Annotated in this window: 24 protein-coding genes; all 24 read left to right on the forward strand. The window is 37.7% G+C overall.

The annotated features are described in order from the left end of the window. Nucleotides 1-6 precede the first annotated feature (6 nt). The 24 genes from fliG (at nucleotide 7) to ACIQXJ_RS01930 (ending at nucleotide 21940) form a co-directional block, all read left to right on the forward strand. Nucleotides 7-1020, forward strand: coding sequence for a flagellar motor switch protein FliG (gene fliG, locus ACIQXJ_RS01815; RefSeq protein ID WP_401009477.1), 1014 nt, complete (start codon nucleotides 7-9; stop codon nucleotides 1018-1020). Next, nucleotides 1013-1798 carry a flagellar assembly protein FliH gene (gene fliH, locus ACIQXJ_RS01820; protein WP_403048967.1) on the forward strand — a complete coding sequence of 262 codons (786 nt, stop codon included), beginning with the start codon at nucleotides 1013-1015 and terminating at the stop codon, nucleotides 1796-1798. Before fliG ends, fliH begins: the two co-directional genes overlap by 8 nt. A 5-nt stretch (nucleotides 1799-1803) precedes the next feature. After that, nucleotides 1804-3129, forward strand: a complete 1326-nt coding sequence (fliI, locus tag ACIQXJ_RS01825) for a flagellar protein export ATPase FliI (protein WP_340825853.1) — start codon at nucleotides 1804-1806, stop codon at nucleotides 3127-3129. A 1-nt stretch (nucleotide 3130) separates the two neighbouring features. Beyond that, nucleotides 3131-3580: a flagellar export protein FliJ gene (fliJ, locus tag ACIQXJ_RS01830; RefSeq protein ID WP_340825852.1), complete on the forward strand. Its 450-nt coding sequence runs from the start codon at nucleotides 3131-3133 to the stop codon at nucleotides 3578-3580. Between the two features lie 4 nt (nucleotides 3581-3584). After that, a complete protein-coding gene (locus ACIQXJ_RS01835; RefSeq protein ID WP_340826523.1) occupies nucleotides 3585-4193 on the forward strand; it encodes a MotE family protein in 609 nt (202 codons plus the stop codon). 28 nt (nucleotides 4194-4221) lie between these two features. After that, nucleotides 4222-5514, forward strand: a complete 1293-nt coding sequence (locus ACIQXJ_RS01840; RefSeq protein ID WP_403048970.1) for a flagellar hook-length control protein FliK — start codon at nucleotides 4222-4224, stop codon at nucleotides 5512-5514. Between the two features lie 2 nt (nucleotides 5515-5516). Continuing rightward, nucleotides 5517-6182, forward strand: a complete 666-nt coding sequence (gene flgD, locus ACIQXJ_RS01845; RefSeq protein ID WP_403048973.1) for a flagellar hook assembly protein FlgD — start codon at nucleotides 5517-5519, stop codon at nucleotides 6180-6182. 15 nt (nucleotides 6183-6197) lie between these two features. Beyond that, nucleotides 6198-6569: a TIGR02530 family flagellar biosynthesis protein gene (locus ACIQXJ_RS01850; protein ID WP_403048976.1), complete on the forward strand. Its 372-nt coding sequence runs from the start codon at nucleotides 6198-6200 to the stop codon at nucleotides 6567-6569. Nucleotides 6570-6656: 87 nt separating this feature from the next. Then, nucleotides 6657-7604 (forward strand): flagellar basal body rod protein FlgG, encoded by a 948-nt coding sequence (gene flgG / locus ACIQXJ_RS01855; protein WP_403048979.1) that lies wholly within the window; start codon nucleotides 6657-6659, stop codon nucleotides 7602-7604. A gap of 196 nt (nucleotides 7605-7800) precedes the next feature. Continuing rightward, nucleotides 7801-8022, forward strand: coding sequence for a flagellar FlbD family protein (locus ACIQXJ_RS01860; protein WP_173477756.1), 222 nt, complete (start codon nucleotides 7801-7803; stop codon nucleotides 8020-8022). Further along, entirely contained in the window at nucleotides 8012-8440 is a 429-nt protein-coding gene (gene fliL / locus ACIQXJ_RS01865; RefSeq protein ID WP_340825845.1) for a flagellar basal body-associated protein FliL, read from the forward strand. The genes ACIQXJ_RS01860 and fliL overlap by 11 nt, the downstream gene beginning before the upstream one ends. A gap of 33 nt (nucleotides 8441-8473) precedes the next feature. Then, on the forward strand, nucleotides 8474-9469 hold the full coding sequence (fliM, locus tag ACIQXJ_RS01870) for a flagellar motor switch protein FliM (RefSeq protein ID WP_403048982.1): 996 nt from the start codon (nucleotides 8474-8476) through the stop codon (nucleotides 9467-9469). Continuing rightward, a complete protein-coding gene (gene fliY, locus ACIQXJ_RS01875; RefSeq protein WP_403048984.1) occupies nucleotides 9462-10694 on the forward strand; it encodes a flagellar motor switch phosphatase FliY in 1233 nt (410 codons plus the stop codon). The genes fliM and fliY overlap by 8 nt, the downstream gene beginning before the upstream one ends. Nucleotides 10695-10715: 21 nt before the next feature. Continuing rightward, nucleotides 10716-11078: a response regulator gene (locus ACIQXJ_RS01880; RefSeq protein WP_004269288.1), complete on the forward strand. Its 363-nt coding sequence runs from the start codon at nucleotides 10716-10718 to the stop codon at nucleotides 11076-11078. A 10-nt stretch (nucleotides 11079-11088) separates the two neighbouring features. Continuing rightward, the gene (locus ACIQXJ_RS01885; RefSeq protein WP_403048987.1) at nucleotides 11089-11760 is read left to right on the forward strand and encodes a flagellar biosynthetic protein FliO; all 672 of its coding nucleotides are present in this window, start codon (nucleotides 11089-11091) and stop codon (nucleotides 11758-11760) included. Then, nucleotides 11757-12422, forward strand: a complete 666-nt coding sequence (gene fliP / locus ACIQXJ_RS01890) for a flagellar type III secretion system pore protein FliP (protein WP_173477751.1) — start codon at nucleotides 11757-11759, stop codon at nucleotides 12420-12422. The genes ACIQXJ_RS01885 and fliP overlap by 4 nt, the downstream gene beginning before the upstream one ends. 13 nt (nucleotides 12423-12435) lie before the next feature. Next, nucleotides 12436-12705, forward strand: a complete 270-nt coding sequence (gene fliQ / locus ACIQXJ_RS01895; RefSeq protein ID WP_173477750.1) for a flagellar biosynthesis protein FliQ — start codon at nucleotides 12436-12438, stop codon at nucleotides 12703-12705. A gap of 4 nt (nucleotides 12706-12709) precedes the next feature. Next, a complete protein-coding gene (gene fliR / locus ACIQXJ_RS01900; protein ID WP_401009467.1) occupies nucleotides 12710-13486 on the forward strand; it encodes a flagellar biosynthetic protein FliR in 777 nt (258 codons plus the stop codon). A gap of 1 nt (nucleotide 13487) precedes the next feature. Continuing rightward, entirely contained in the window at nucleotides 13488-14576 is a 1089-nt protein-coding gene (gene flhB, locus ACIQXJ_RS01905) for a flagellar biosynthesis protein FlhB (protein ID WP_403048990.1), read from the forward strand. A gap of 24 nt (nucleotides 14577-14600) precedes the next feature. Beyond that, entirely contained in the window at nucleotides 14601-16634 is a 2034-nt protein-coding gene (gene flhA / locus ACIQXJ_RS01910) for a flagellar biosynthesis protein FlhA (protein WP_403048993.1), read from the forward strand. After that, nucleotides 16631-17827, forward strand: coding sequence for a flagellar biosynthesis GTPase FlhF (flhF, locus tag ACIQXJ_RS01915; protein WP_401009464.1), 1197 nt, complete (start codon nucleotides 16631-16633; stop codon nucleotides 17825-17827). The genes flhA and flhF overlap by 4 nt, the downstream gene beginning before the upstream one ends. Beyond that, nucleotides 17824-18699: a MinD/ParA family protein gene (locus ACIQXJ_RS01920; protein ID WP_403048996.1), complete on the forward strand. Its 876-nt coding sequence runs from the start codon at nucleotides 17824-17826 to the stop codon at nucleotides 18697-18699. Before flhF ends, ACIQXJ_RS01920 begins: the two co-directional genes overlap by 4 nt. Beyond that, entirely contained in the window at nucleotides 18700-19854 is a 1155-nt protein-coding gene (locus ACIQXJ_RS01925) for a protein-glutamate methylesterase/protein-glutamine glutaminase (protein WP_403048999.1), read from the forward strand. It begins immediately after the preceding gene. 16 nt (nucleotides 19855-19870) lie between these two features. Then, entirely contained in the window at nucleotides 19871-21940 is a 2070-nt protein-coding gene (locus tag ACIQXJ_RS01930) for a chemotaxis protein CheW (RefSeq protein WP_403049002.1), read from the forward strand. Nucleotides 21941-21967: the final 27 nt, after the last annotated feature.

Below are 21967 nucleotides of genomic sequence, written 5' to 3' on the forward strand. Positions count from 1 at the left end.
TCTGCTGTGTCCAAGAAAGATAAGGAATTAACCGGAAAACAAAAGGCCGCACTCTTGTTAATTTCACTAGGGCCTGAGGTTTCAGCTTCTGTCTATAAACATTTAACTGAGGAAGAAATCGAACGTTTAACGTTAGAAATATCAAGTGTTAAAAAAGTAGAAGCAAATGTCAAAGAAGAAATTATTGAAGAATTTCACAATATAGCCCTCGCGCAAGATTATATTACACAAGGTGGTATTGGTTACGCGAAGACGGTATTAGAAAAAGCATTAGGTGTGGAGCAAGCACAAACGATTATTAATCGTTTGACGTCCTCTTTACAAGTGAGACCGTTCGACTTTGCACGTAGAGCAGATCCTGCTCAAATATTTAACTTTATTCAAAATGAACATCCACAAACAATTGCCCTTATTCTATCTTATTTAGAAGCAGGGCAAGCGGGTGTTATATTATCTTCATTACCGCAAGAAGTACAAGCAGATATTGCTAAACGTATTGCAATGATGGAATCAACTTCACCAGAAGTAATTAGTGAAATTGAATCTGTATTGGAACGTAAACTATCATCAACTGTTACGCAAGATTACACAGAAACTGGTGGTATTGATGCAGTCGTTGAAGTATTAAATGGTGTTGACAGACAAACAGAAAAAACGATTCTCGATGCACTCGAAATTCAAGATCCAGAGCTTGCAGAAGAAATCAAGAAACGCATGTTTGTATTCGAAGATATCGTGACGCTCGACAATCGTTCAATTCAGCGTGTTATTCGTGATTGCGAGAACGAAGATTTACTTCTTTCGATGAAAGTTTCAAGCGAAGAAGTAAAAGATATTATCTTCCGAAATATGTCTCAACGTATGGCCGATACTTTCAAAGAAGAAATGGAAATTATGGGACCTGTTCGTTTGCGTGACGTAGAAGAAGCTCAATCACGTATTGTCGCTGTTATTCGCCGCTTAGAAGATGCTGGTGAGATTATTATTGCTCGTGGTGGAGGAGATGACGTCATTGTCTAGAATCATCCGTTCTGTATATACACAGTCCAATGGCGATAATGTAAAGAAGATACAAATTCGTGATATGTTTGAATTACCCGAAATGGAGACAGATGAAACATCCTATAATCATATGACAATGGAAGATGTATTTGCAGAACGAGATCGATTACTTGAAGAGGCTAGAGCCAAGATTCAAGTAGAACGAGAAGCTTTTGAACAAGAGAAGCAAATGCACTTCCAAGAAATTGAGCATATGAAACAAAGCTGGGAAGAAGAACGCCCTAATCGCGTACAAGAAGCGTATGATGAAGGATATGGTCAAGGTTATGAGGATGGTACAAATAGAGCCACTGAAGCAATGGCACATTCCCTACAAACAGCGAATGAGATCATTGCACAAGCGGGGGAAAATGCAAAAAAATATATCGATGACCAAGAAGCGATTATTTTGGAACTAGGCTTAACTGCTGCACAACGTATTATTGGGACTTCGTTAGAGCAAAACGATGAACTGTTTCTATCAATAGTTCAAAGAGGGCTTAAAGAAGCGAGAGAGATGAAAGAAATAAAAATCTACGTTTCTCCTAGATATTATGGTTTAATTACATCGAATCGCGATGAATTGGCAGAAATGTTCCCAACAGATGTACCATTTATGATTTTTGTAGATGAAGATTTCGAAAACGAAACAGATTGTTATATAGAAACAAACCACGGTCGAATTGTTGTTAGTATTGACGAGCAATTAAATGAATTAAGATTAAAGCTACATGAAATATTAGAAAGTAAGGAATGATCTAGATGAAAACGGCTCAATTAATCGAACAAATTCCTAATATACCGACTTTTAAAAAGTTTGGTAGAGTAACGAGAGTTGTCGGCTTAATGATTGAGTCGCAAGGTCCTGATAGTTCCATCGGTGATGTATGTAAAATTCATGTTGAAACGTCGAAAAACGGACATCAAATCATTTTAGCAGAGGTCGTTGGGTTTAAGGATGAAATTGTAGTCTTAATGCCCTTCACCTCGCTCCGTGAAATATCAATTGGTTGCTTAGTAGAAGGAACAGGAGCACCTCTTGAAATCAAAGTTGGACCAGAGCTAATTGGTAAAGTACTAGACTCAATGGGGAATCCGATAGATGGTACATTGTTACCGAAAGGTTTAATGTCAGTACCTACTGAGCAAGATCCGCCTAATCCACTGACACGTCCACCGATAAATGAAAGACTTGAGGTTGGTGTAAAAGCGATTGATGGTATGCTAACTGTCGGTAATGGACAACGTGTAGGTATTTTCGCCGGCTCTGGTGTCGGTAAAAGTACACTACTAGGTATGATTGCGCGTAATACGCAAGCTGACTTAAATGTCATTGCATTGGTTGGGGAGCGTGGTCGTGAGGTACGTGAATTTATTGAACGAGATCTAGGACCTGAAGGTTTAAGCCGTTCTATTGTGGTTGCAGCTACCTCAGATCAACCTGCACTTATGCGTATTAAAGGAGCATTTACAGCAACAGCGATTGCAGAATACTTTAGAAATCGTGGCTTAAATGTAATGTTAATGATGGACTCCGTAACGAGGGTTGCAATGGCTCAACGTGAAATCGGACTTGCGACCGGAGAACCACCTGCTCAGAAGGGTTATACACCTTCTGTATTTGCGATTTTACCAAAGTTATTAGAACGGACGGGAACAAATGAAAAAGGCTCTATTACAGCCTTTTATACGGTATTAGTAGATGGCGACGATATGAACGAGCCAATTGCTGATACTGTTCGTGGTATTTTAGATGGTCATATTGTCCTTGATCGAAACCTTGCAAATAAAGGTCAATATCCAGCTATTAATGTACTAAAAAGTGTCAGTCGTTTGATGAATCATGTGGCAGAGCCGGAGCATAAAAAGGCGGCAGAGCGTTTACGGGAACTCTATTATACGTATGACAAATCAGAGGATTTAATAAATATCGGTGCATATAAACGTGGGACTTCTAAAGAAATTGATGAAGCAATTTATTATGAACCGCTCATTACAGCTTATTTAAAGCAAGGATATTTAGATAAGGTGACACTTGAGGAAAGTAAGAATGAGTTAATTACATTATCGAACGGTGGTGGCAGGTAGGATGGTCAGTTATATGTATCGTTTTGAAAAAGTGTTAACCATTCGAGAGCAAGAAAAAAACGAGACTGAAATTGCCTACAAGGAATCTGTTCGTTCTTTTGAAGAAGTTGCAACAAAGCTCTATGACTTGCTGAAAAAGAAAGAGGACTTAATAGAATTTCAGCAGAAACGTTTAGTTGTAGGGTCATCAATAGAGGAAATTCATCACTATGCTCGTTTTATTGATAGCCTTGAAAAGACAATAGCGGATGTACAGCAAAAGGTTGTGCAGGCACGTTCAAAAATGAATTGGCACGAAGAAAAACTATTAGAAAAAAACTTGGAAGTACGTAAATTTGAAAAAATGCGCGAAAAAGATTTTAAGTCTTTTCAGCAAGAACAAGATCGCATTGAGAGCATATTTTTAGATGAAATATCTTCACTTACGTATTTCAAGAAAGAAATCAGGTGATTTCATGGCGAAAAGAGATAGCCGTATTAAAACTGAATTAGAAGTACAACAGCCAACACGTAAATCAGGAGGTTTCCAAAAGTTTTTCATATGGATATTAATACCTGTTATGTTCGTGGTAGCGGTGTTACTGGTGGTGGCAACGTTAATGGATACGAACGTCTTTGATTTAGGAAAAAAGGCAGTAAGTAACTTACCTTTTGTTGAATCGGAAGAGCAACAAGCAAAAGATGCCCTTGTTATAGATGACTCCAAGGTTGTAGGCTTACAGGCAGAAATACAAGAAAAAGAAGCAGAAATTGCACAATTGCAAAGTAAATTAGATACAACGACAAATGAAAAAGAAAAGTTACTGACAGAGCAGGAGCGATTACTCTTTGAAATTGAAAAATTAAAAAGAGAGCAAGATGATGTGAAACGTGACTTTAATGATATTTTGTCTACTTTTGATAAGATGTCTCCTAAAGCGGCAGCGCCTGTTCTTATAAAAATGAGTGATGCACAGGCACTTCGTATTTTATCTAGCTTAAAACCGGATAAGTTAGCAGCGATTCTAGAAAAAATGGATCCGCAAGATGCTGCAAAGTATACAGAAATGATGGCTAAACAATAAAAAATATTTTTGAAAAGGAGGTGAAAACATGAATATTGCAATGATGAACATGAGTGCTCCAAACACTACGAAGCCAAGTACTGCTACTTCGAAAGCTGTGTCAACTGACAGTTCTGAGATGAAAACAAATGCTGGAGCAGCAAAAGATAAAATATCTAAATTTGGTTCTGTATTTGGACAAGCTATTGCTTCAACAAATCAACAAAATAAAACATCTCAAAGTAATAATACACAAGGTGACGATAAGCTAGCTGAGCTAAATAATTTATTAAATAGTCAATCTGTTGAAGAATTACTAGATTTATTAGAAATTCCACATGATGAAGGCTTGTTAATGCTTCAAATTGGGGAAGATGGCAAGGCAGTAGCTATGGATGAAATGTTAAATTTAGATAATTTAATGGCTGCATTGAATGTTGATAAAGAGCAAATACAAAAATTGGTTCAACAATTATTAGATGAAGATCAGCAAGCGAGCGATGTATGGGAGCTTTTAGCTTTAGTAGACGCTCAAGCACCATTGTTACAGAACCAGTTAGTATCTGCGTTGCAAGGTGAAGGGCAAGTTCCTTCAGAAGATGCTACGAAGCTACTTCAAGTATTAAAACTAGCACAGTTAGTTGGCCAAAAATCGGATTTGACGATGTCTCAAGAAAATGTACTATCAGACGTTAATAATTTTTTAACAGCGTTACAAACAAAAGTTGAAACTATTCAAATTGCGCAGCAAGTTACAACAAAAACAACCGTTACATTACCGTTGCAAGGTTTCCAGCAAGTTGTTCAACAGGTGCAAGTGACAAAACAATCTGATACAAGTGCTAATGAAATGGTGACGGCTAATACAGTACAAACAAAAGCTGATACATTCCAAGTTACTTTACCAGCAGCTAAACCAGCGCAGTCGGAAGCTTTACTGAAAGAAATGCAGGCAATCATCAATAAGGCTCAAATTTCGAGTGCACAAGGGATTACGCGTTTAACGTTAAAATTGTATCCTGAAAATTTAGGTACCATTCGAATCGAACTTGTACAAAATGACGGTGTTTTAACAGCTCGTTTACTTGCTTCAACTGCACATGGGCGTGAGCTTCTTGACAGTCAAGCGCATCAATTAAAGCAAGCCTTTGTCCAGCAAAACATCCAAGTGGATCGACTAGATATTGCGCAATCGTTGCAGGATGCTGATAGACAACAGCGTGATCAAAACTTCTTTAATAATTTCTTTAGGCAACAACAGCAAGAAGAGCAAGAGCAGCAAAAAGAGGACAGCGAAGATGGTATGTCCTTTAATGATTATTTAGAAAATGAGGAGGTGTAAACGTGGCAGATAAAATTACAAATGACCTTTACTATTCCAACTATACTGCACCAACAAAACAAACTGGTAATAGTGAACTTGGTAAAGATGCATTTTTAAAACTATTGATTACACAATTACAACATCAGGATCCAACAAACCCTATGGATGACCGTGATTTCATTGCACAAATGGCGCAGTTCTCATCTTTAGAGCAAATGCAAAATATGACAAAGGCAATGGAGTCATTACTGATGTCGCAACAACAAACACAGCTTATGAACTATACATCATTTGTAGGAAAAGAAGTAAAATGGCATGAACTTACAGAAGAAGTAGATAAAGATAATAAGCCGGTTATAAATGAAGGTACGGGTGTTATCCAATCATTAAAATTTGTTGATGGAGAAGCAGTATTCATTTTAGCTGATGGTAAGGAAATCTATCCTGGAAACATTTCAGCGATTTTAGGTAATAAAGAAACAAGTACAGGTGAAAGCAACACATCAACAGAATCACCACTTGTACAAGCGAGTAAGCTAATCGGTAAAAATGTCACTTACAATGACGGAGAGCAAGATGTGCAAGGGCGAATCGTCTCTGTATCAAACAAAGATGGCGTTATTTATTACGAATTAGATAATGGTAAAAAACTAGCAGGGAAAGAATTTACAGTAATTAGCGAATAAAGGTGGTGGAGAGAGATGGATAAATTTTCAATTCATCGTGTCCCATTGTATCCAACTATTCGCCAAACGCAACCTACACCTATCAATACACAGCAATCGTTTAGTGCTCATTTACATGAGGCGACGAATCAACAGGAGCTAAAAGTAAGTAAGCATGCAAATGAACGCATCAAAGAGCGTAATATTGCGATTACTGAACAGGAATGGCGGGTTGTATCTGACAAGGTATTTGAGGCACATTCAAAAGGTGTCAAACAACCATTAGTCTTGATGGATCAAGCGGCTCTAATTGTCAGTGCTAAAAATGCTACTGTCATTACAGCAATGGATCGCACGGAAGCAAAGCAACAACTGTTTACTAATATTGATGGCACAATCGTGCTTTAAGGCTGGACCTTCTTAATGTAAGGAAGCCTATGTGTTGCTGACTGATAGAGGCACACAATTCAAAAAATGAAGGGAGAACGACAACTTATGTTACGTTCTATGTATTCAGGTATTTCAGGTCTTAAAAACTTCCAAACAAAGCTAGATGTTATCGGGAATAATATTGCCAATGTTAACACGTATGGATTTAAAAAAGGACGCGTTATTTTCAAAGACATCCTATCTCAAACAAGCGCAGGTGCTTCAGCTGCAACTACTACTCGTGGTGGTACAAACCCATTACAAGTAGGTCTTGGTTCAACACTTGCGGCAATTGATACGGTTCACGGTTCTGGCTCACGTCAAACGACAGATCGACCATTGGACCTTGCAGTACAAGGTGAAGGCTTCTTTATGGTAGCTGACTCTGTATCAAATACTGATGGCGCTGCAGAAGGCTATACAAATGTTGTTTATACACGTGCAGGTAATTTCTACATGGATAACGCAGGTTATTTAGTCAATGCTGAAGGGAAATATTTAGTTGGTCATGCAAATGATACATTGTATGAAACTGACTCTACTGAAAGTAATGCCGAGGCAGATAAAGAAGCAAGCCCGCTAAACGGTGAAACTGAGGATTTATTAGGGGAAAATGATACATTTACTTTTGAAGATAATAACCCAATTAAAATCCCAACAACAGCAAAATCTATAAGTATCGGTCAAGACGGAACGGTTGAATATGTGGATGCAAATGGATATAGACAATATGCGGGTCAAATTGTTATGGTTAAATTCCCAAATGCTGGAGGTCTTGAAAAAGTAGGAAGTAACTATTTCCAAGCAACAGCTAACTCAGGTGAAGCTTATGGCCAAGTAGCAACAGTTGCTGGTATGGGTTCAATTACGGCAGGGGCGCTTGAAATGTCCAATGTCGATCTTTCAGAAGAATTTACTGAGATGATTGTAGCACAGCGTGGATTCCAAGCGAATACGCGTATTATCACTACGTCAGATGAAGTTCTACAAGAATTAGTAAACTTAAAACGATAGTAATTAGTTATTTCTAGTCTTGAACGCAATAATCTATAAGTTTTTTTGCGTTAAAATATTCAACTACTAAATGTATGCTAGTGTAATTTTAGCGAATCCGTAAAGGGTTATTTGTAGATGCGTTTAAGTTTTAAAACATAATTTTCAATATGAGGGAGGGTCGGGCCGGCTCTCGTGCTAGACCGGCCCTATTTCAATGATTGAACTAACACGACTAAATGGCAAAGCATTTACACTGAATGCTTTATACATAGAAACAGTCGAATCTTTTCCAGATACGACTATTACTTTAACAACTGGAACAAAAATTATTGTGTTACAGAGTGAAGATGAGGTGCGACAAAAGGTAACAGCCTTTTATAACAATATACAAGTACTATCAAACCCGCATCTACGAGGTGAAGAAGATGAAGAATAATAAAGTGTTAACGATGATCATCATCGTACTAGTGGCAATTATACTTATTGGAGTTATTGCGTTTGTATTATTTACTCAATTCAATAAGCCTGCAGCATCTCTTGAACCATCAATAGACGATATTGTAGAAGCATCTGTTGATGTTCCTGAAATTATGACAAACCTTGCTGATAAAAGGGTAGTGCGCATGACGCTGAAAATCCAAACTTCTAGCAAGGACGCTGCTGAAGAGTTAAAGAAGCGTGATTTCCAAACGAATAATTTAATTATTCAAGAGCTTTCAGAAATGGAGCAAAAAGATTTGGATGGCAAGGCAGGAAAAATAATGTTTGAAAAGGCATTAAAAACACAGTTAAATGAATTGATGCAAGAGGGAGAAATTCAACAAGTATATATTACCTCCTACATCTTTCAATAAAAATTAGAAACTGCTTGAAATGGAGGTGGGCAAATGGCAGGAGATGTGTTATCCCAATCGGAGATAGATGCGCTACTTTCCGCAATCTCGACTGGAGAAATGTCAGCGGATGACATGAAAAAAGAGGACGAGGGACGAAAGGTTAAAGTTTATGACTTTAAACGAGCGTTGCGCTTCTCTAAAGATCAAATCCGAAGTTTGACCCGAATACATGAGAATTTTGCACGATTACTAACTACCTTCTTTTCTGCACAGTTAAGAAGCTACGTGCAAATTACAGTAGCATCAGTAGACCAAATACCCTTTGAAGAGTTTGTTCGATCAATTCCGAATATGACGCTCATTAATGTGTTTGAAGTACCACCACTTGATGGTAATATATTGATGGAAATAAACCCAAACATTGCCTATTCGATGTTGGATCGTTTAATGGGTGGTAGTGGAGCGAGTCATAGTAATGTTGATAACTTAACTGAAATTGAAACAAAAATTATGACAAATCTCTTCGAACGTTCATTCGACAATTTGCGCGAAGCATGGGAAAATGTTGCTGAAATCGACCCGATTCTAGTAGAACTTGAGGTAAACCCTCAATTTTTACAAATGATTTCACCAAATGAAACGGTAGTCGTCATTTCATTGAATACAATTATTGGTGAGACAAGCGGTATGATTAATATTTGTATCCCGCATGTTGTATTGGAGCCAATCGTACCGAATCTATCTGTACGTTATTGGATGCAAACAAATACAAAAGAGATGTCACCTGAGCAAACAAAAATGCTTGAAACACGTGTAAAACAAGCTAGATTACCTCTTTCTGTAGAGTTAGGTATTACGGACATTACCATTGAAGACTTCCTGATGATGCAAATCGGTGATGTTATTCAATTAGAACAAAAAATTGATGATCCACTACTGCTGAAGGTAGGTACATTGCCTAAGTTCACAGTACAACCCGGAAAACAGGGTAAAAAATTAGCAATCCAGATTATCGACCCTTTGAAAGGAGGAGACGAAGATGAGTGATGAAATGCTCTCCCAAGAAGAAATTGAAGCGTTATTAAGGGGCGAAACGTTGGAGGATAGAATAAACGACAGCGAAGCTTCTACAAAAGAAGAAACAAATGAAATACGAGTAGAGGATTACCTTGATTCGTTTGCTCAAGATGCACTAGGTGAAGTAGGAAATATATCTTTTGGTAGTTCAGCTACTGCTCTTTCAGCGTTATTAGGTCAAAAAGTAGATATTACTACACCTAGTATTTCAATGATTAACCGCAATAAATTAGAAGAGGAATTTCCTCATCCGTATGTAGCGGTACAAGTTGAATATACAATCGGTTTAACAGGTATGAATTTACTTGTTATTAAACAATCAGATGCTGCTATTATTGCAGATTTAATGTTAGGTGGGGACGGCTTAAATCCTAAACCTGACTTAGGTGAAATTCAGCTAAGCGCAGTGCAAGAAGCAATGAATCAAATGATGGGTTCAGCTGCTACATCAATGTCGACGGTATTCAACAAAAAAGTAGATATTTCGCCACCGACAATCGACTTAATGAATATTTCTCAAAATGAAGGTCGAGATAATATTCCTGAAGATGATTTACTTGTAAAAGTTTCATTCCGACTTCGAATTGGTAATTTAATCGATTCAAACTTAATGCAATTATTACCGCTTAAGTTTAGTCAAAACATTGTAAAGTCATTATTAGGAGAAACAGAGGCGATTGAAGAGCCAGTTGCAGCAACAATTGCTCCAGAAGCGCCTATCGCACCACCACCTGTTCAACATACACCGCCACCAGCACAGCAACCTGTATATCAACAACCAGCAGCGCCAGTGCAACAGCCGATGTATCAAGAGCAGCAACCAATGTATCAAGAGCAGCAACAAATTCATACGCAACAAAGACCAGTACAACCTGTAAATGTTCAACAGGCACAGTTTGCTAGCTTTGATCCAAATGTAATCTCTCAATCTGAGGCTAGAAATTTAAATATGCTACTTGATATTCCATTGCAAGTTACTGTAGAGTTAGGACGTACGAAACGTTCTGTTAAAGAGATTTTAGAACTAGCTAGTGGATCGATTATTGAATTAGATAAATTAGCAGGGGAACCGGTTGATATTCTAGTAAATAGTCGTTTAATTGCAAAGGGTGAAGTTGTTGTTATTGATGAAAACTTCGGCGTACGCATTACAGATGTTTTAAGTCAAGCAGAGCGTTTAAATAATTTAAGATAGTTTCAATTGGAGGAGTTAACCATGTCTAAAAGAATTTTGATTGTAGACGATGCTGCATTTATGCGCATGATGATCAAGGATATTTTGTCGAAAAACGGATTTGAAGTTGTAGGGGAAGCTGCCGATGGTCTACAGGCTGTTGAAAAATACAACGAGTTAAAGCCAGATTTAGTAACAATGGATATTACAATGCCTGAAATGGATGGTATTGCAGCTCTTAAAGCTATTAAAGGTACTGATCCAAGTGCAACAGTAATCATGTGTTCAGCAATGGGACAACAAGCGATGGTGATCGATGCAATTCAAGCTGGTGCGAAAGACTTCATTGTTAAGCCTTTCCAAGCAGATCGTGTAATTGAAGCGATTCAAAAAGCACTAGGATGATTTCATGCAAATGTTAAAATCATTTCGTATAACGATGATTTTCGCATTTCTTTTAACCTTCCTATTTGTGTACCCACCAACAGTTTCTGTTTATGCTGACTCTGATACAAATAGTATTGAGTATTGTATGAAAAAACCAGAGGAATGTAAGGATAATACAGATCCAGCTGCGAAGGAAGATACGGTTGTTTCAGCAGCTGGAGATGTTTCTGCATGGGAATACATAAAAATGGTTTTGGCGCTTATTTTTGTTGTAGCTTTATTTTATGGGTTGATGAAGTTTCTGAATAAAAGAAATTTAACTTTTCAACGAAATCAAATGGTACAAAATTTAGGCGGTTTATCGTTAGGTGCACAAAAGTCTGTTCAACTTTTGCAAATAGGAAAATCACTTTATTTAGTTGGTGTCGGTGATGATGTCCAACTTTTACGTGAGATTACCGATCCGCAGGAAGTTGAAGCACTGCTTTCAATATATAACGAAAAACAGGAATATGCGGCAACATCACCTTATATAGCAGAAGTATTTTCAAAGCTTAAGAGAAAAAATAACCAAAATTCATCAACACTTCAAAAGCAAGATTCGTTTGGTGAACTTTTTGAAAAGAAGATTTCCGAAATTAAACAGGAGCGTAGTGAAGAACTAGAGAGATGGAAGCAGAAGGAGAATGATGATAAATGAATGATATAGTCAATTATTTTTCCAACAGCGATCCGACAAATGTCTCAACCTCTGTTAAGCTCCTATTATTATTAACTGTATTGTCACTTGCACCGAGTATTTTAATTTTGATGACGTCCTTTGCGCGAATTGTCATTGTGCTGTCGTTTGTACGTACAGCTTTAGCAACACAACAAATGCCACCAAATCAGGTTATTGTTGGTCTTGCCTTGTTTTTAACATTTTTTATCATGGCTCCTACTTTTCAAGAGGTCAATAAAGAAGCATTACAGCCATTATTTGCTGAAGAAATAGGGCTAGAAGAAGCATACGAGAAAGCTAGTGTGCCTTTTAAAGAATTTATGAGTAAACAAACGAGGCAAAAAGATCTAGATTTGTTTTTACAATACAATCAAGCAGAAAAACCAGCATCGGTGGAGGAAATTCCTCTAACTATGCTTGTACCTGCCTTCGCATTAAGCGAAATTAAAACAGCATTCCAAATTGGTTTTATGATTTTTATCCCATTCCTAGTAATCGATATGATTGTAGCAAGTACATTAATGTCGATGGGGATGATGATGTTACCACCGGTTATGATCTCATTACCGTTTAAGATTTTATTATTTGTACTTGTCGATGGCTGGTACCTCGTAATGAAATCATTACTACAAAGTTTTTAGGGGATGATACAGTATGACAGGTGAAATGGTTATTTCAATTGCAGAGCGTGCCATTATGATTATCCTTCTAACAAGCGGACCGCTATTATTAATTGCTTTAATCTCAGGTTTAGCGGTAAGTATATTTCAAGCAACAACATCAATTCAAGAGCAAACATTAGCATTCGTTCCAAAAATCGTCGCAGTATTAGTGGGCATCGTTTTCTTTGGTCCATGGATGTTATCTCAAGTAACAAGCTATGCGAGAGATATTTTTGAGAATTTAACGCGTTATATAGGGTGAGTACATGAATGAACTAGTCCCCCAAATAACGGTATTCTTATTAGTGCTTGTGCGTGTAACGGCTTTTTTTGTTACAGTACCTTTCTTTTCATATAAAACGATTCCGCAGCAAGTACGTATTGCCCTCGCATTCGTTTTAGCTTGGATGATGTATTATACAATCGACGTAGAGCCATTTCTTTTTAATGGTGATTACATACTTTTAGTGATGAAAGAAGCCCTTATTGGATTGTTACTAGGTCTAGTAGGCTATATCATCATGTCGGCGATTCAAATTGCCGGAAGCTTTATTGATTTCCAAATGGGATTTGCCATCGCCAATATTATTGATCCACAAACTGGGGCACAAAGTCCACTAATTGGTCAATTTTTTAATACATTGGCATTACTATTTCTATTAGCAATAGATGGGCATCATATGATTCTAGATGGAATTTACTATAGTTATCAGTTTTTACCTATAGACCAGGGATTTCCAGATTTCGCGAAAGATGACTATATCCAGTTTGTTATGACAACATTTACTGCAGTCTTCGCCATAGCTTTTCAAATGGCAGCACCTGTTGTAGCAACGTTGTTTTTAGTTGATTTAGCGCTAGGAATCACGGCGAAAACTGTCCCGCAATTAAATATCTTTGTTGTTGGTTTTCCCATTAAGATTGGTGTCAGTTTTTTAGTGCTATTCACGATGATGGCGGTTATGGTACAAGTCATACAAAAGTTGATTACAATTATGATTTACGGTATGCGCGATTTAATGGCAATTTTAGGTGGTGGATAACATGTTGCTACTACTGGACTTAGATTTACAGTTTTTTGCAGGTGAAAAAACGGAAAAAGCGACACCTAAAAAACGACAAGATGCTAGAAAAAAAGGGCAGGTCGTCAAGAGTCAGGACATATCTAGTGCGATTGTTATGCTCATGGTGTTTATCTTTCTTTTTTTCTTCGCAGGATCATTGCGAGACGAGCTTTTATCTTTTTTTAGGCAAACATTTATCCATAACATACGTGTAGAAACACTTACGATAGATAGTGTAATGCATCTATTTACCGAAACATTAGTAGAAATGGCTTATGTTATCGTACCGATAATGGCGATTGCTTTAGTAGGAGCATTAGCGGGTAATTTTCTACAATTTGGTTTTTTATTCACATTAGAGCCAATGAAATTCGATTTAAAAAAGATGGATCCTATTAAAGGATTAAAGAAAATTTTTTCAGTAAAAGCCATTGTTGAGCTTTTAAAATCAGTATTAAAAATCACCTTTATCGGTGGGGTAACAACAATTATCGTATGGGCAAATTTACATGAAGTATTAGCTCTTTCTTTTAAAAGTCCGTGGATGACCCTTATTACCGTTGGCAAGCTAGTTGGCATTATGGGTATCGCGGCTTCTCTTGTGTTACTATGTGTATCCTTATTGGATTGGATGTATCAAAAACATGAGTATGAAAAAAATCTTAAAATGTCTAAGCAAGATATAAAAGATGAATATAAAAATAGTGAGGGTGATCCACTCATTAAATCAAAAATCAAACAACGTCAACGCGAAATGGCGATGCGTCGAATGATGTCAGAGGTTCCAAACGCAGATGTGGTTATCACCAACCCAACTCACTATGCGATTGCTCTGAAGTATGATGAGGAGAATATGGATGCCCCACGTATAGTGGCAAAGGGAACAGACTTTGTGGCTCAAAAAATTAAACTGATTGCTAAAGAACATGATGTCATAATGGTAGAAAATAGACCATTAGCACGCGCCATGTATGATCAGGTAGAAATAGGCGATCAAGTACCAGAAGAGTTTTTCAAAGCAATAGCAGAAGTACTCGCTTATGTATATCGTATTAAGCGGAAAATTTAAAGCTTTTTTGTAGGAGGGACACAAATGAAGGTTCGCGATATAGGGGTTTTAGGTGCGGTTATTTTAATCGTTGCGATGCTCATCATCCCTCTTCCTCCGTGGATGCTAAGTTTCTTAATCGTCATTAATATTACGTTAGGATTAATAGTACTTTTAACAGCAATGAGTATGAAGGAAGCGTTAGATTTCTCTATATTCCCTTCCGTTATTTTACTGTTGACCCTGTTTCGACTTGGATTGAGTGTTTCCACAACGCGTGCAATATTAGCGACTGGAGACGCTGGTTCAGTTGTTGAAACCTTCGGGGATTTCGTAGTTGGCGGGAATATTCTCGTAGGTTTAGTCGTGTTTTTAATTCTTGTATTAATTCAGTTTATCGTTATTACAAAAGGGGCGGAACGTGTTGCAGAGGTAGCTGCTCGATTCACTCTGGATGCGATGCCGGGTAAACAAATGAGTATTGATGCGGATTTAAATGCAGGTGTTATTTCTGAACGAGAAGCACGTGAACGACGTGATAAAGTTGCGGGTGAAGCGGATTTCTACGGAGCGATGGATGGTGCTACGAAATTCGTAAAAGGGGATGCAATCGCCTCAATGGTGATGGTTATCATCAACTTATTATTTGGTATTATCATTGGTGTTGTACAAATGGGCTTACCATTTGCGGAAGCAGCAACCCATTTCTCAAAGCTAACAGTTGGTGATGGTATTGTGTCGCAAATCCCTGCACTTCTTATTTCAACAGCAACAGGGATTGTTGTAACGCGCGCATCCTCTAAAGGAAGTCTAGGAGAAGATATTACAGGACAATTATTTGCTCAAGCAAAGCTTCTATATGTTGCTGGAGGTACTATTGTTTTACTAGGTTTATTCACGCCAATTCCTAACTGGGTAACGTTACCGATCGGTGTTTCACTAATTGTAGGTGCATACATGATGGATCGTAAAAAGCCAGAGGATGAGGAAGAGTTACTTGAAATTGAGGAAGAAGTGGCAACAGACGGCATGAAGAGCCCTGAAAATGTTGTGAATTTATTAAATGTGGACCCAATTGAATTTGAATTTGGCTACGGCTTAATTCCTTTAGTGGATGCTGCTCAAGGTGGAGACTTATTGGATCGTGTCATTATGATCCGTCGTCAGCTAGCATTGGAACTAGGGATTGTCATTCCGGTTGTTCGTATTCGCGATAATATTCAATTACAACCAAATGAATACCGAATTAAAATTAAAGGTAATGAAATGGCTCGAGGAGAGCTTTTACTTGATCATTATTTAGCAATGAGCCCTGGAGATGATAATTCAATAGAGGGTATTGATACCGTAGAACCATCATTTGGTCTACCTGCAAAATGGATTACTGAGCAAGTAAAAGAGGACGCTGAAATGTCTGGCTATACAGTTGTTGATCCACCGAGTGTTGTATCAACTCATTTAACCGAAATTATTCGAGCGAATGCGCATGAGCTTTTAGGACGTCAAGAAACGAAACAATTAATCGATCATTTACGAGAAACACATCCAATATTAGTCGAAGAGTTGACTCCTGCTCCATTGTCTACAGGCGAAATCCAAAAAGTATTGGGCAAGCTTCTTCGAGAAAATGTTTCAGTACGTAATTTACCAATTATTTTTGAAACATTGGCTGACTATGCAAAATTAACAAGTGATACCGATATATTAACAGAGTATGTTCGTCAATCATTGGCTCGTCAAATTACATCACAATATGTAGGTGGCAGCTCGTCATTGAAAGTCATTACTGTATCGGGTAAAGTAGAGAAAATGATTGCTGATAGCATTCAGCAAACGGATCACGGTAATTATTTAGCGATGGATCCACAAGATTCTCAAACGGTTTTAGAGACCATTGCATCAGAGGTAGAACGCGTGTCCTTTATGGAACAATCTGCTATTATACTATGCTCTCCAGCAGTTCGTATGTATTTACGTCAGCTGACAGAACGGTATTTCCCGCAGATTCCGGTACTATCTTATAATGAACTAGATGCTTCTATTGAAATTCAAAGTGTTGGGGTGGTGAATGTTGAGTGAAAATGAAAAAATATTATGCATCTTCCATACCAGAGGCAATGAAGCTAGTACGTGCTGATTTAGGCGAGGACGCTGTCATTTTGAATTCAAAAGTAGTAGTAACAAAGAAACTTTTTGGGCTTGTAAAAAAGAAAAATTTTGAGGTTGTTGCAGGAATCGACTCAATGGAGCCGAGTTATACGGCTCCCGCACCTGCTAATGTGCCTTCAATACCTGCTAAAAAAGAAAATGCTAGTTTACAAGAGATTACAAATGCTGTGCAAGCTAAAATTCAGCATGCTCAGCCTAAGTATGAACCATCTTCCCAAGATGAGACAGGTATGTCTGAAGAACTGCGAAAGGAAATTGCAGATTTAAAATCGCTAATGCAATCTATGCACAAGAAGGCTAGCCAAGCTCAATATCCGGATGAACTCTTACCCTTCATTGAATACTTAAGACAGCAAGAGCTAAATGAGGAGCTCATCACAACGATTGGTGATGAGCTTTTTACGCATTTTAAAGAAGCTTCAGATATTAATTTTTCACAATGCAAGTTAATTACAAAAAACTTGTTACGGAAACAACTAGAGGGATTACCGATGGGTGGTCTATCGTATGAACGTAAATTTATTAATGTTCTTGGTCCTACTGGTGTCGGCAAGACAACGACAATTGCTAAAATGGCAGCAAGAGCGGTTTTAGAGAAAAAGAAAAAAATAGGCTTTATTACAACAGATACTTACAGAATCGCTGCCATTGAGCAGTTAAAAACGTATGCTGGACTTTTGCAAGCACCTGTCGAAATTGCCTATAACTCGACAGATTTTGAACAAGCTGTGCAACGATTGTCCCATTTAGATTTAGTCTTTATTGATACAGCTGGACGTAATTATAAAGAAGTAAAATATGTAGATGATTTACAGCGTCTTATTAAGTTTGATGATCAGGCTGAATCCTTCCTAGTGCTTGCTATGACAGCGAAAGAAAAGGATATGACCAAAATTATTGACCAATTTAACGGCGTACCAATCGAAAAAATCATTTTTACAAAGATCGATGAAACAAATTCTATTGGCACAATGATTAATTTAATGATTAAATATAATAAAGGACTTGCTTACTATACGAATGGTCAAGAAGTACCAGAAGATATTGAAGAAGCTGATTTAGAAGCAGTGCTTAATTTGTTTTTCCAAGGTGAAGAAAAATGAGGGATCAAGCAGAAACATTACGCTTGAAAATGCTTAAGCGGCAAGGTGAATTAGGCAAAACCATTGCTGTAGTGAGCGGTAAGGGTGGAGTTGGTAAAAGTAACTTTTCAATGAACTTTGCAATTAATTTAGCGAGTAAGGACAAAAAAGTAGCAATTGTAGATATGGATATTGGTATGGGAAATATTAATATTTTAATTGGAAAAAATGTTTCTTATAGTTTGAAAGATTACTTAGAAGGAAACAAATTACTAGATGAGGTAATTTTTGAGGGTCCACATGGTTTACAATGTATTTCAGGAGGCTCTGGCATGTCGAGCGTACTGGAGTGGTCAGAGGCGATGTTTGAAAGATTAATTCATGCATTTGAACAACTCCAAAAAAACTTCGACTATATTTTATTTGATATGGGAGCGGGTGCGACTAATTGGTCATTAGAATTACTAACATCCATCGATGAAATTATTGTAATTACAACAGCTGAGCCACCCTCTATTACAGACGCCTATTCGATGATGAAATATATTCACGTACGAGATATGGATAAGCAATTCTATATACTTTGTAATCGTGCTTTTTCTAAAGAAGAAGGGGTCGAGACGATTGAACGTTTAAAACTTACGATGAAACGTTTTCTAGACAAAGAGGTTACAGTATTGGGCTCATTACCTGAGGATCCTGTTGTGCGTAAAGCTGTGCGCGAGCAAGTGCCTTTTTCAATCGCATATCCAGAAGCACTTATTTCTAAGACACTTCAACTGATAGTGGCTCGGTTTATGGAACAACGTATGGAGGAAGTGCATGCACATGAACAGTCAGCAAGTAAATTCTTATCTAAACTTAGAAATATTTTTTCGAAAGGGCGTGATTAATTGGACTTTTTACATAAAAGCAAGCTTTTAGTTGTCGATGATTCTGCTTTTATGAGAAAGCTAATTAGTGACTTTTTTGTTGGTAGCTCGAAGGTTGAAGTAGTTGGAACAGCACGAAACGGAAAAGATGCGATAAAAAAAATCCAAACATTAAAACCAACAGTCGTGACAATGGATATTGAAATGCCTGAGATGAATGGACTCGATGCATTAAATGAAATTATGACAATTTGTCCAGTGCCTGTCGTCATGCTTTCAAGTACAACCCAAAGAGGTGCTGAAAATGCACTAACTGCAATCGAGTATGGAGCAGTTGATTTTGTTGCGAAACCTAGCGGAACAATTTCACTTGATTTACATAAAATCCAATCTGAACTTGTCCATAAAGTGGAACAAGCCTCGTTGGTACCTATTACAAAACTAAAAAAACATTCGAGTAGCAAAAGACAACAAGAACCAATTGTATCACCGTCTACTATAAGAAAAGAAATAACGAATGAACGAAAAGTATCACCATCATTGAATGGGACTTCGACAGTAGCAAATGTTACGAAGCCACATAGTGAATGGAGTAAAGTAAGCAGAAAAATAGTGTTAATTGGTACATCTACGGGTGGACCACGTGCGCTACAGGAAGTTATTACAAAAATTCCGAAATCAATTCAAGCGCCGATTCTAATTGTCCAACATATGCCGGCTGGGTTTACAAAATCATTAGCTTCTCGCCTCGACCAATTGAGCGAGATAACAGTGAAGGAAGCAGAGCAAGGCGATATTTTACAAAATGGCGTGGCATATATCGCACCTGGAGGATACCATTTAAGGTTAAGAAAAGTAGGTATCTCATATGGCATCGTTCTAGATAATCAAGAACCACCACGTTCTGGCCATCGCCCATCTGTAGATGTGATGTTTGAAGATGTAAGTCAATTTAAAGATTTTGATAAGGTAGCAGTCATTATGACGGGTATGGGCTATGATGGTTCAAACGGTCTAAAAGCATTAAAAAATACCGGCAATGTGATTGCTATTGCAGAGTCAGCTGAAACTTGCATAGTGTATGGTATGCCGAAAGCTGCGGTGGAAACGCAGCTTGTCGATGAAGTCGCTGATGTAGATGATATTGCACAAACAATTATGAAATATTTGCCTTAAAAGGGGTGTCCTCTTAATGGAAGTCAATCAATATTTAGAGATGTTTATCGAAGAAAGTAAAGAGCATTTACAAGCATGTAGTGAGCATTTATTAGAACTAGAAAAAAACCCTGATGATTTGGCAATCGTTGGAGAAATTTTCCGTTCAGCGCATACATTAAAAGGTATGTCAGCGACTATGGGCTTCGAAGACTTAGCAGATTTAACACATAAAATGGAAAATGTGCTAGATGCAATTCGAAATGAAAAAATTCATGTTTCACCAGAAATTTTAGATATCGTATTTGAATCTGTGGACCATTTAGAAGAAATGGTGATGGATATTGCGAATGGTGGAGATGGTAAACGTGATGTGTCCTCCACAGTAGCACAATTAAAGCGTATTGAATCTGGGGAGGAAGCCGCTCGTGAAGTTGTAGCAACTGTAGCAACTGAAGAAAAACCACAAGTATCTAGTGTGTTAGAATACGACAGCTTTGAGCAAACGGTTATTACACAATCTGCTGAACAAGGATTTAATGCATTTGAAATTTCAGTAACTCTTCGTGAAGATTGTCTATTAAAAGCTGCGCGTGTATTCATGGTGTTTGAGATTCTTGAAAAGGATGGAGATGTTATTAAATCGACACCATCTGTTGAGAAGCTTGAAGATGAACAATTCGATCAGCAATTTTATGTAGCATTCGTAACGAAAGAATCAGCGGAAGATATGAAGAAGAAGTTAATGAAGGTTTCTGAGGTTGAGGAAGTAAAAGTTGCTTCAATTAATCAAAAACAATTCAGTGAAAAACAACAATACGAGGCAAGCCAGGAAGCTGCAGCTACTGCAACTGCGACAGTTGAAGCGGTAGAAACAACAGATACAACAACGGCTAAACCTGCACCAGCAAAATCTACGGCGCCTGCAAAAGCTGATAAAAGTCATGCGCCTGTAGGAAACAAAACAATCCGTGTGAATATCGAACGTCTAGATATTTTAATGAATTTATTTGAAGAGCTCGTAATTGATCGTGGACGCCTACAATCAATTTCGACAGAAGTAAATCACGGTGAGCTGAACGAAACCGTAGAACGAATGAGTCGAGTAATGGGTGACTTACAAACAATCATTTTAACTATGCGCATGGTACCTGTTGAAACGGTATTCAATCGCTTCCCTAAAATGATTCGTCAGCTATCTCGTGACCTTAATAAGAAAATTAACCTTGAAATTATTGGTGCGGAAACAGAGCTTGATCGCACAGTAATCGACGAAATCGGAGATCCACTTGTTCACTTAATCCGTAACTCTGTCGATCATGGTATTGAAAACCCTACTGCACGCCGTGCGAAGGGGAAACCAGAGGAAGGCACAGTAGTATTACGTGCTTATCATAGCGGTAACTATGTCTTTATCGAAATTGAAGATGACGGTGCGGGCATTAATCGTGATAAAGTGCTGTCAAAAGCGATTTCAAAAGGAATCGTTACGCATGAACAATCACTTGCAATGACAGATAATCAAATCAATGAGCTAATTTTAGCCTCTGGTTTCTCAACAGCAGATGTTATTTCTGATGTATCTGGTCGTGGTGTAGGATTGGACGTTGTAAAAACAACGATTGAATCTTTAGGTGGAAACATTTCGATTGAATCTACACAAGATGTAGGCTCTATTTTCTCTATTCAATTGCCGCTAACATTATCGATTATTTCGGTAATGCTTGTGGAAATAGAAAAAGAAATTTATGCGATACCACTTTCATCAATTATTGAAACTTCGATTATCCGTTCATCAGATATTATGAATGCTCATAACCAGAAGGTAATCGACTTCCGTGGCAAAGTGGTTCCACTTGTATTCTTAGAGGAAATCTTTGAGGTTCCTCGTAAAGAGCTACAAGATGATGAATTCCATTCAGTAGTAATTGTTCGTAAAGGCGAGAAACTTGCTGGTTTAGTTGTAGATTCATTCATTGGCCAACAAGAAATTGTACTGAAATCTTTAGGAAACTACTTAACGAATATCTTTGCAATTTCAGGTGCAACAATTTTAGGAAACGGTAAAGTAGCCTTAATTGTAGATTGCAATGCACTTATTAAATAAGGTGAATGAATAAGAGAGGTGTTAACC

Source organism: Lysinibacillus sp. NPDC097868 (assembly GCF_044761135.1).
GTDB lineage: Bacteria > Bacillota > Bacilli > Bacillales_A > Planococcaceae > Lysinibacillus.

Bases quoted from the DNA above. Each gene is read 5' to 3' on its own strand.
- fliI (WP_340825853.1), top strand. From the start codon at position 1,804: ATGAAAACGGCTCAATTAATCGAACAAATTCCTAATATACCGACTTTT.
- fliJ (WP_340825852.1), top strand. From the start codon at position 3,131: ATGGTCAGTTATATGTATCGTTTTGAAAAAGTGTTAACCATTCGAGAG.
- ACIQXJ_RS01835 (WP_340826523.1), top strand. From the start codon at position 3,585: ATGGCGAAAAGAGATAGCCGTATTAAAACTGAATTAGAAGTACAACAG.
- ACIQXJ_RS01840 (WP_403048970.1), top strand. From the start codon at position 4,222: ATGAATATTGCAATGATGAACATGAGTGCTCCAAACACTACGAAGCCA.
- ACIQXJ_RS01850 (WP_403048976.1), top strand. From the start codon at position 6,198: ATGGATAAATTTTCAATTCATCGTGTCCCATTGTATCCAACTATTCGC.
- flgG (WP_403048979.1), top strand. From the start codon at position 6,657: ATGTTACGTTCTATGTATTCAGGTATTTCAGGTCTTAAAAACTTCCAA.
- ACIQXJ_RS01860 (WP_173477756.1), top strand. From the start codon at position 7,801: ATGATTGAACTAACACGACTAAATGGCAAAGCATTTACACTGAATGCT.
- fliL (WP_340825845.1), top strand. From the start codon at position 8,012: ATGAAGAATAATAAAGTGTTAACGATGATCATCATCGTACTAGTGGCA.
- fliM (WP_403048982.1), top strand. From the start codon at position 8,474: ATGGCAGGAGATGTGTTATCCCAATCGGAGATAGATGCGCTACTTTCC.
- fliY (WP_403048984.1), top strand. From the start codon at position 9,462: ATGAGTGATGAAATGCTCTCCCAAGAAGAAATTGAAGCGTTATTAAGG.
- ACIQXJ_RS01880 (WP_004269288.1), top strand. From the start codon at position 10,716: ATGTCTAAAAGAATTTTGATTGTAGACGATGCTGCATTTATGCGCATG.
- ACIQXJ_RS01885 (WP_403048987.1), top strand. From the start codon at position 11,089: ATGTTAAAATCATTTCGTATAACGATGATTTTCGCATTTCTTTTAACC.
- fliP (WP_173477751.1), top strand. From the start codon at position 11,757: ATGAATGATATAGTCAATTATTTTTCCAACAGCGATCCGACAAATGTC.
- fliQ (WP_173477750.1), top strand. From the start codon at position 12,436: ATGACAGGTGAAATGGTTATTTCAATTGCAGAGCGTGCCATTATGATT.
- fliR (WP_401009467.1), top strand. From the start codon at position 12,710: ATGAATGAACTAGTCCCCCAAATAACGGTATTCTTATTAGTGCTTGTG.
- flhB (WP_403048990.1), top strand. From the start codon at position 13,488: ATGTTGCTACTACTGGACTTAGATTTACAGTTTTTTGCAGGTGAAAAA.
- flhA (WP_403048993.1), top strand. From the start codon at position 14,601: ATGAAGGTTCGCGATATAGGGGTTTTAGGTGCGGTTATTTTAATCGTT.
- ACIQXJ_RS01920 (WP_403048996.1), top strand. From the start codon at position 17,824: ATGAGGGATCAAGCAGAAACATTACGCTTGAAAATGCTTAAGCGGCAA.
- ACIQXJ_RS01930 (WP_403049002.1), top strand. From the start codon at position 19,871: ATGGAAGTCAATCAATATTTAGAGATGTTTATCGAAGAAAGTAAAGAG.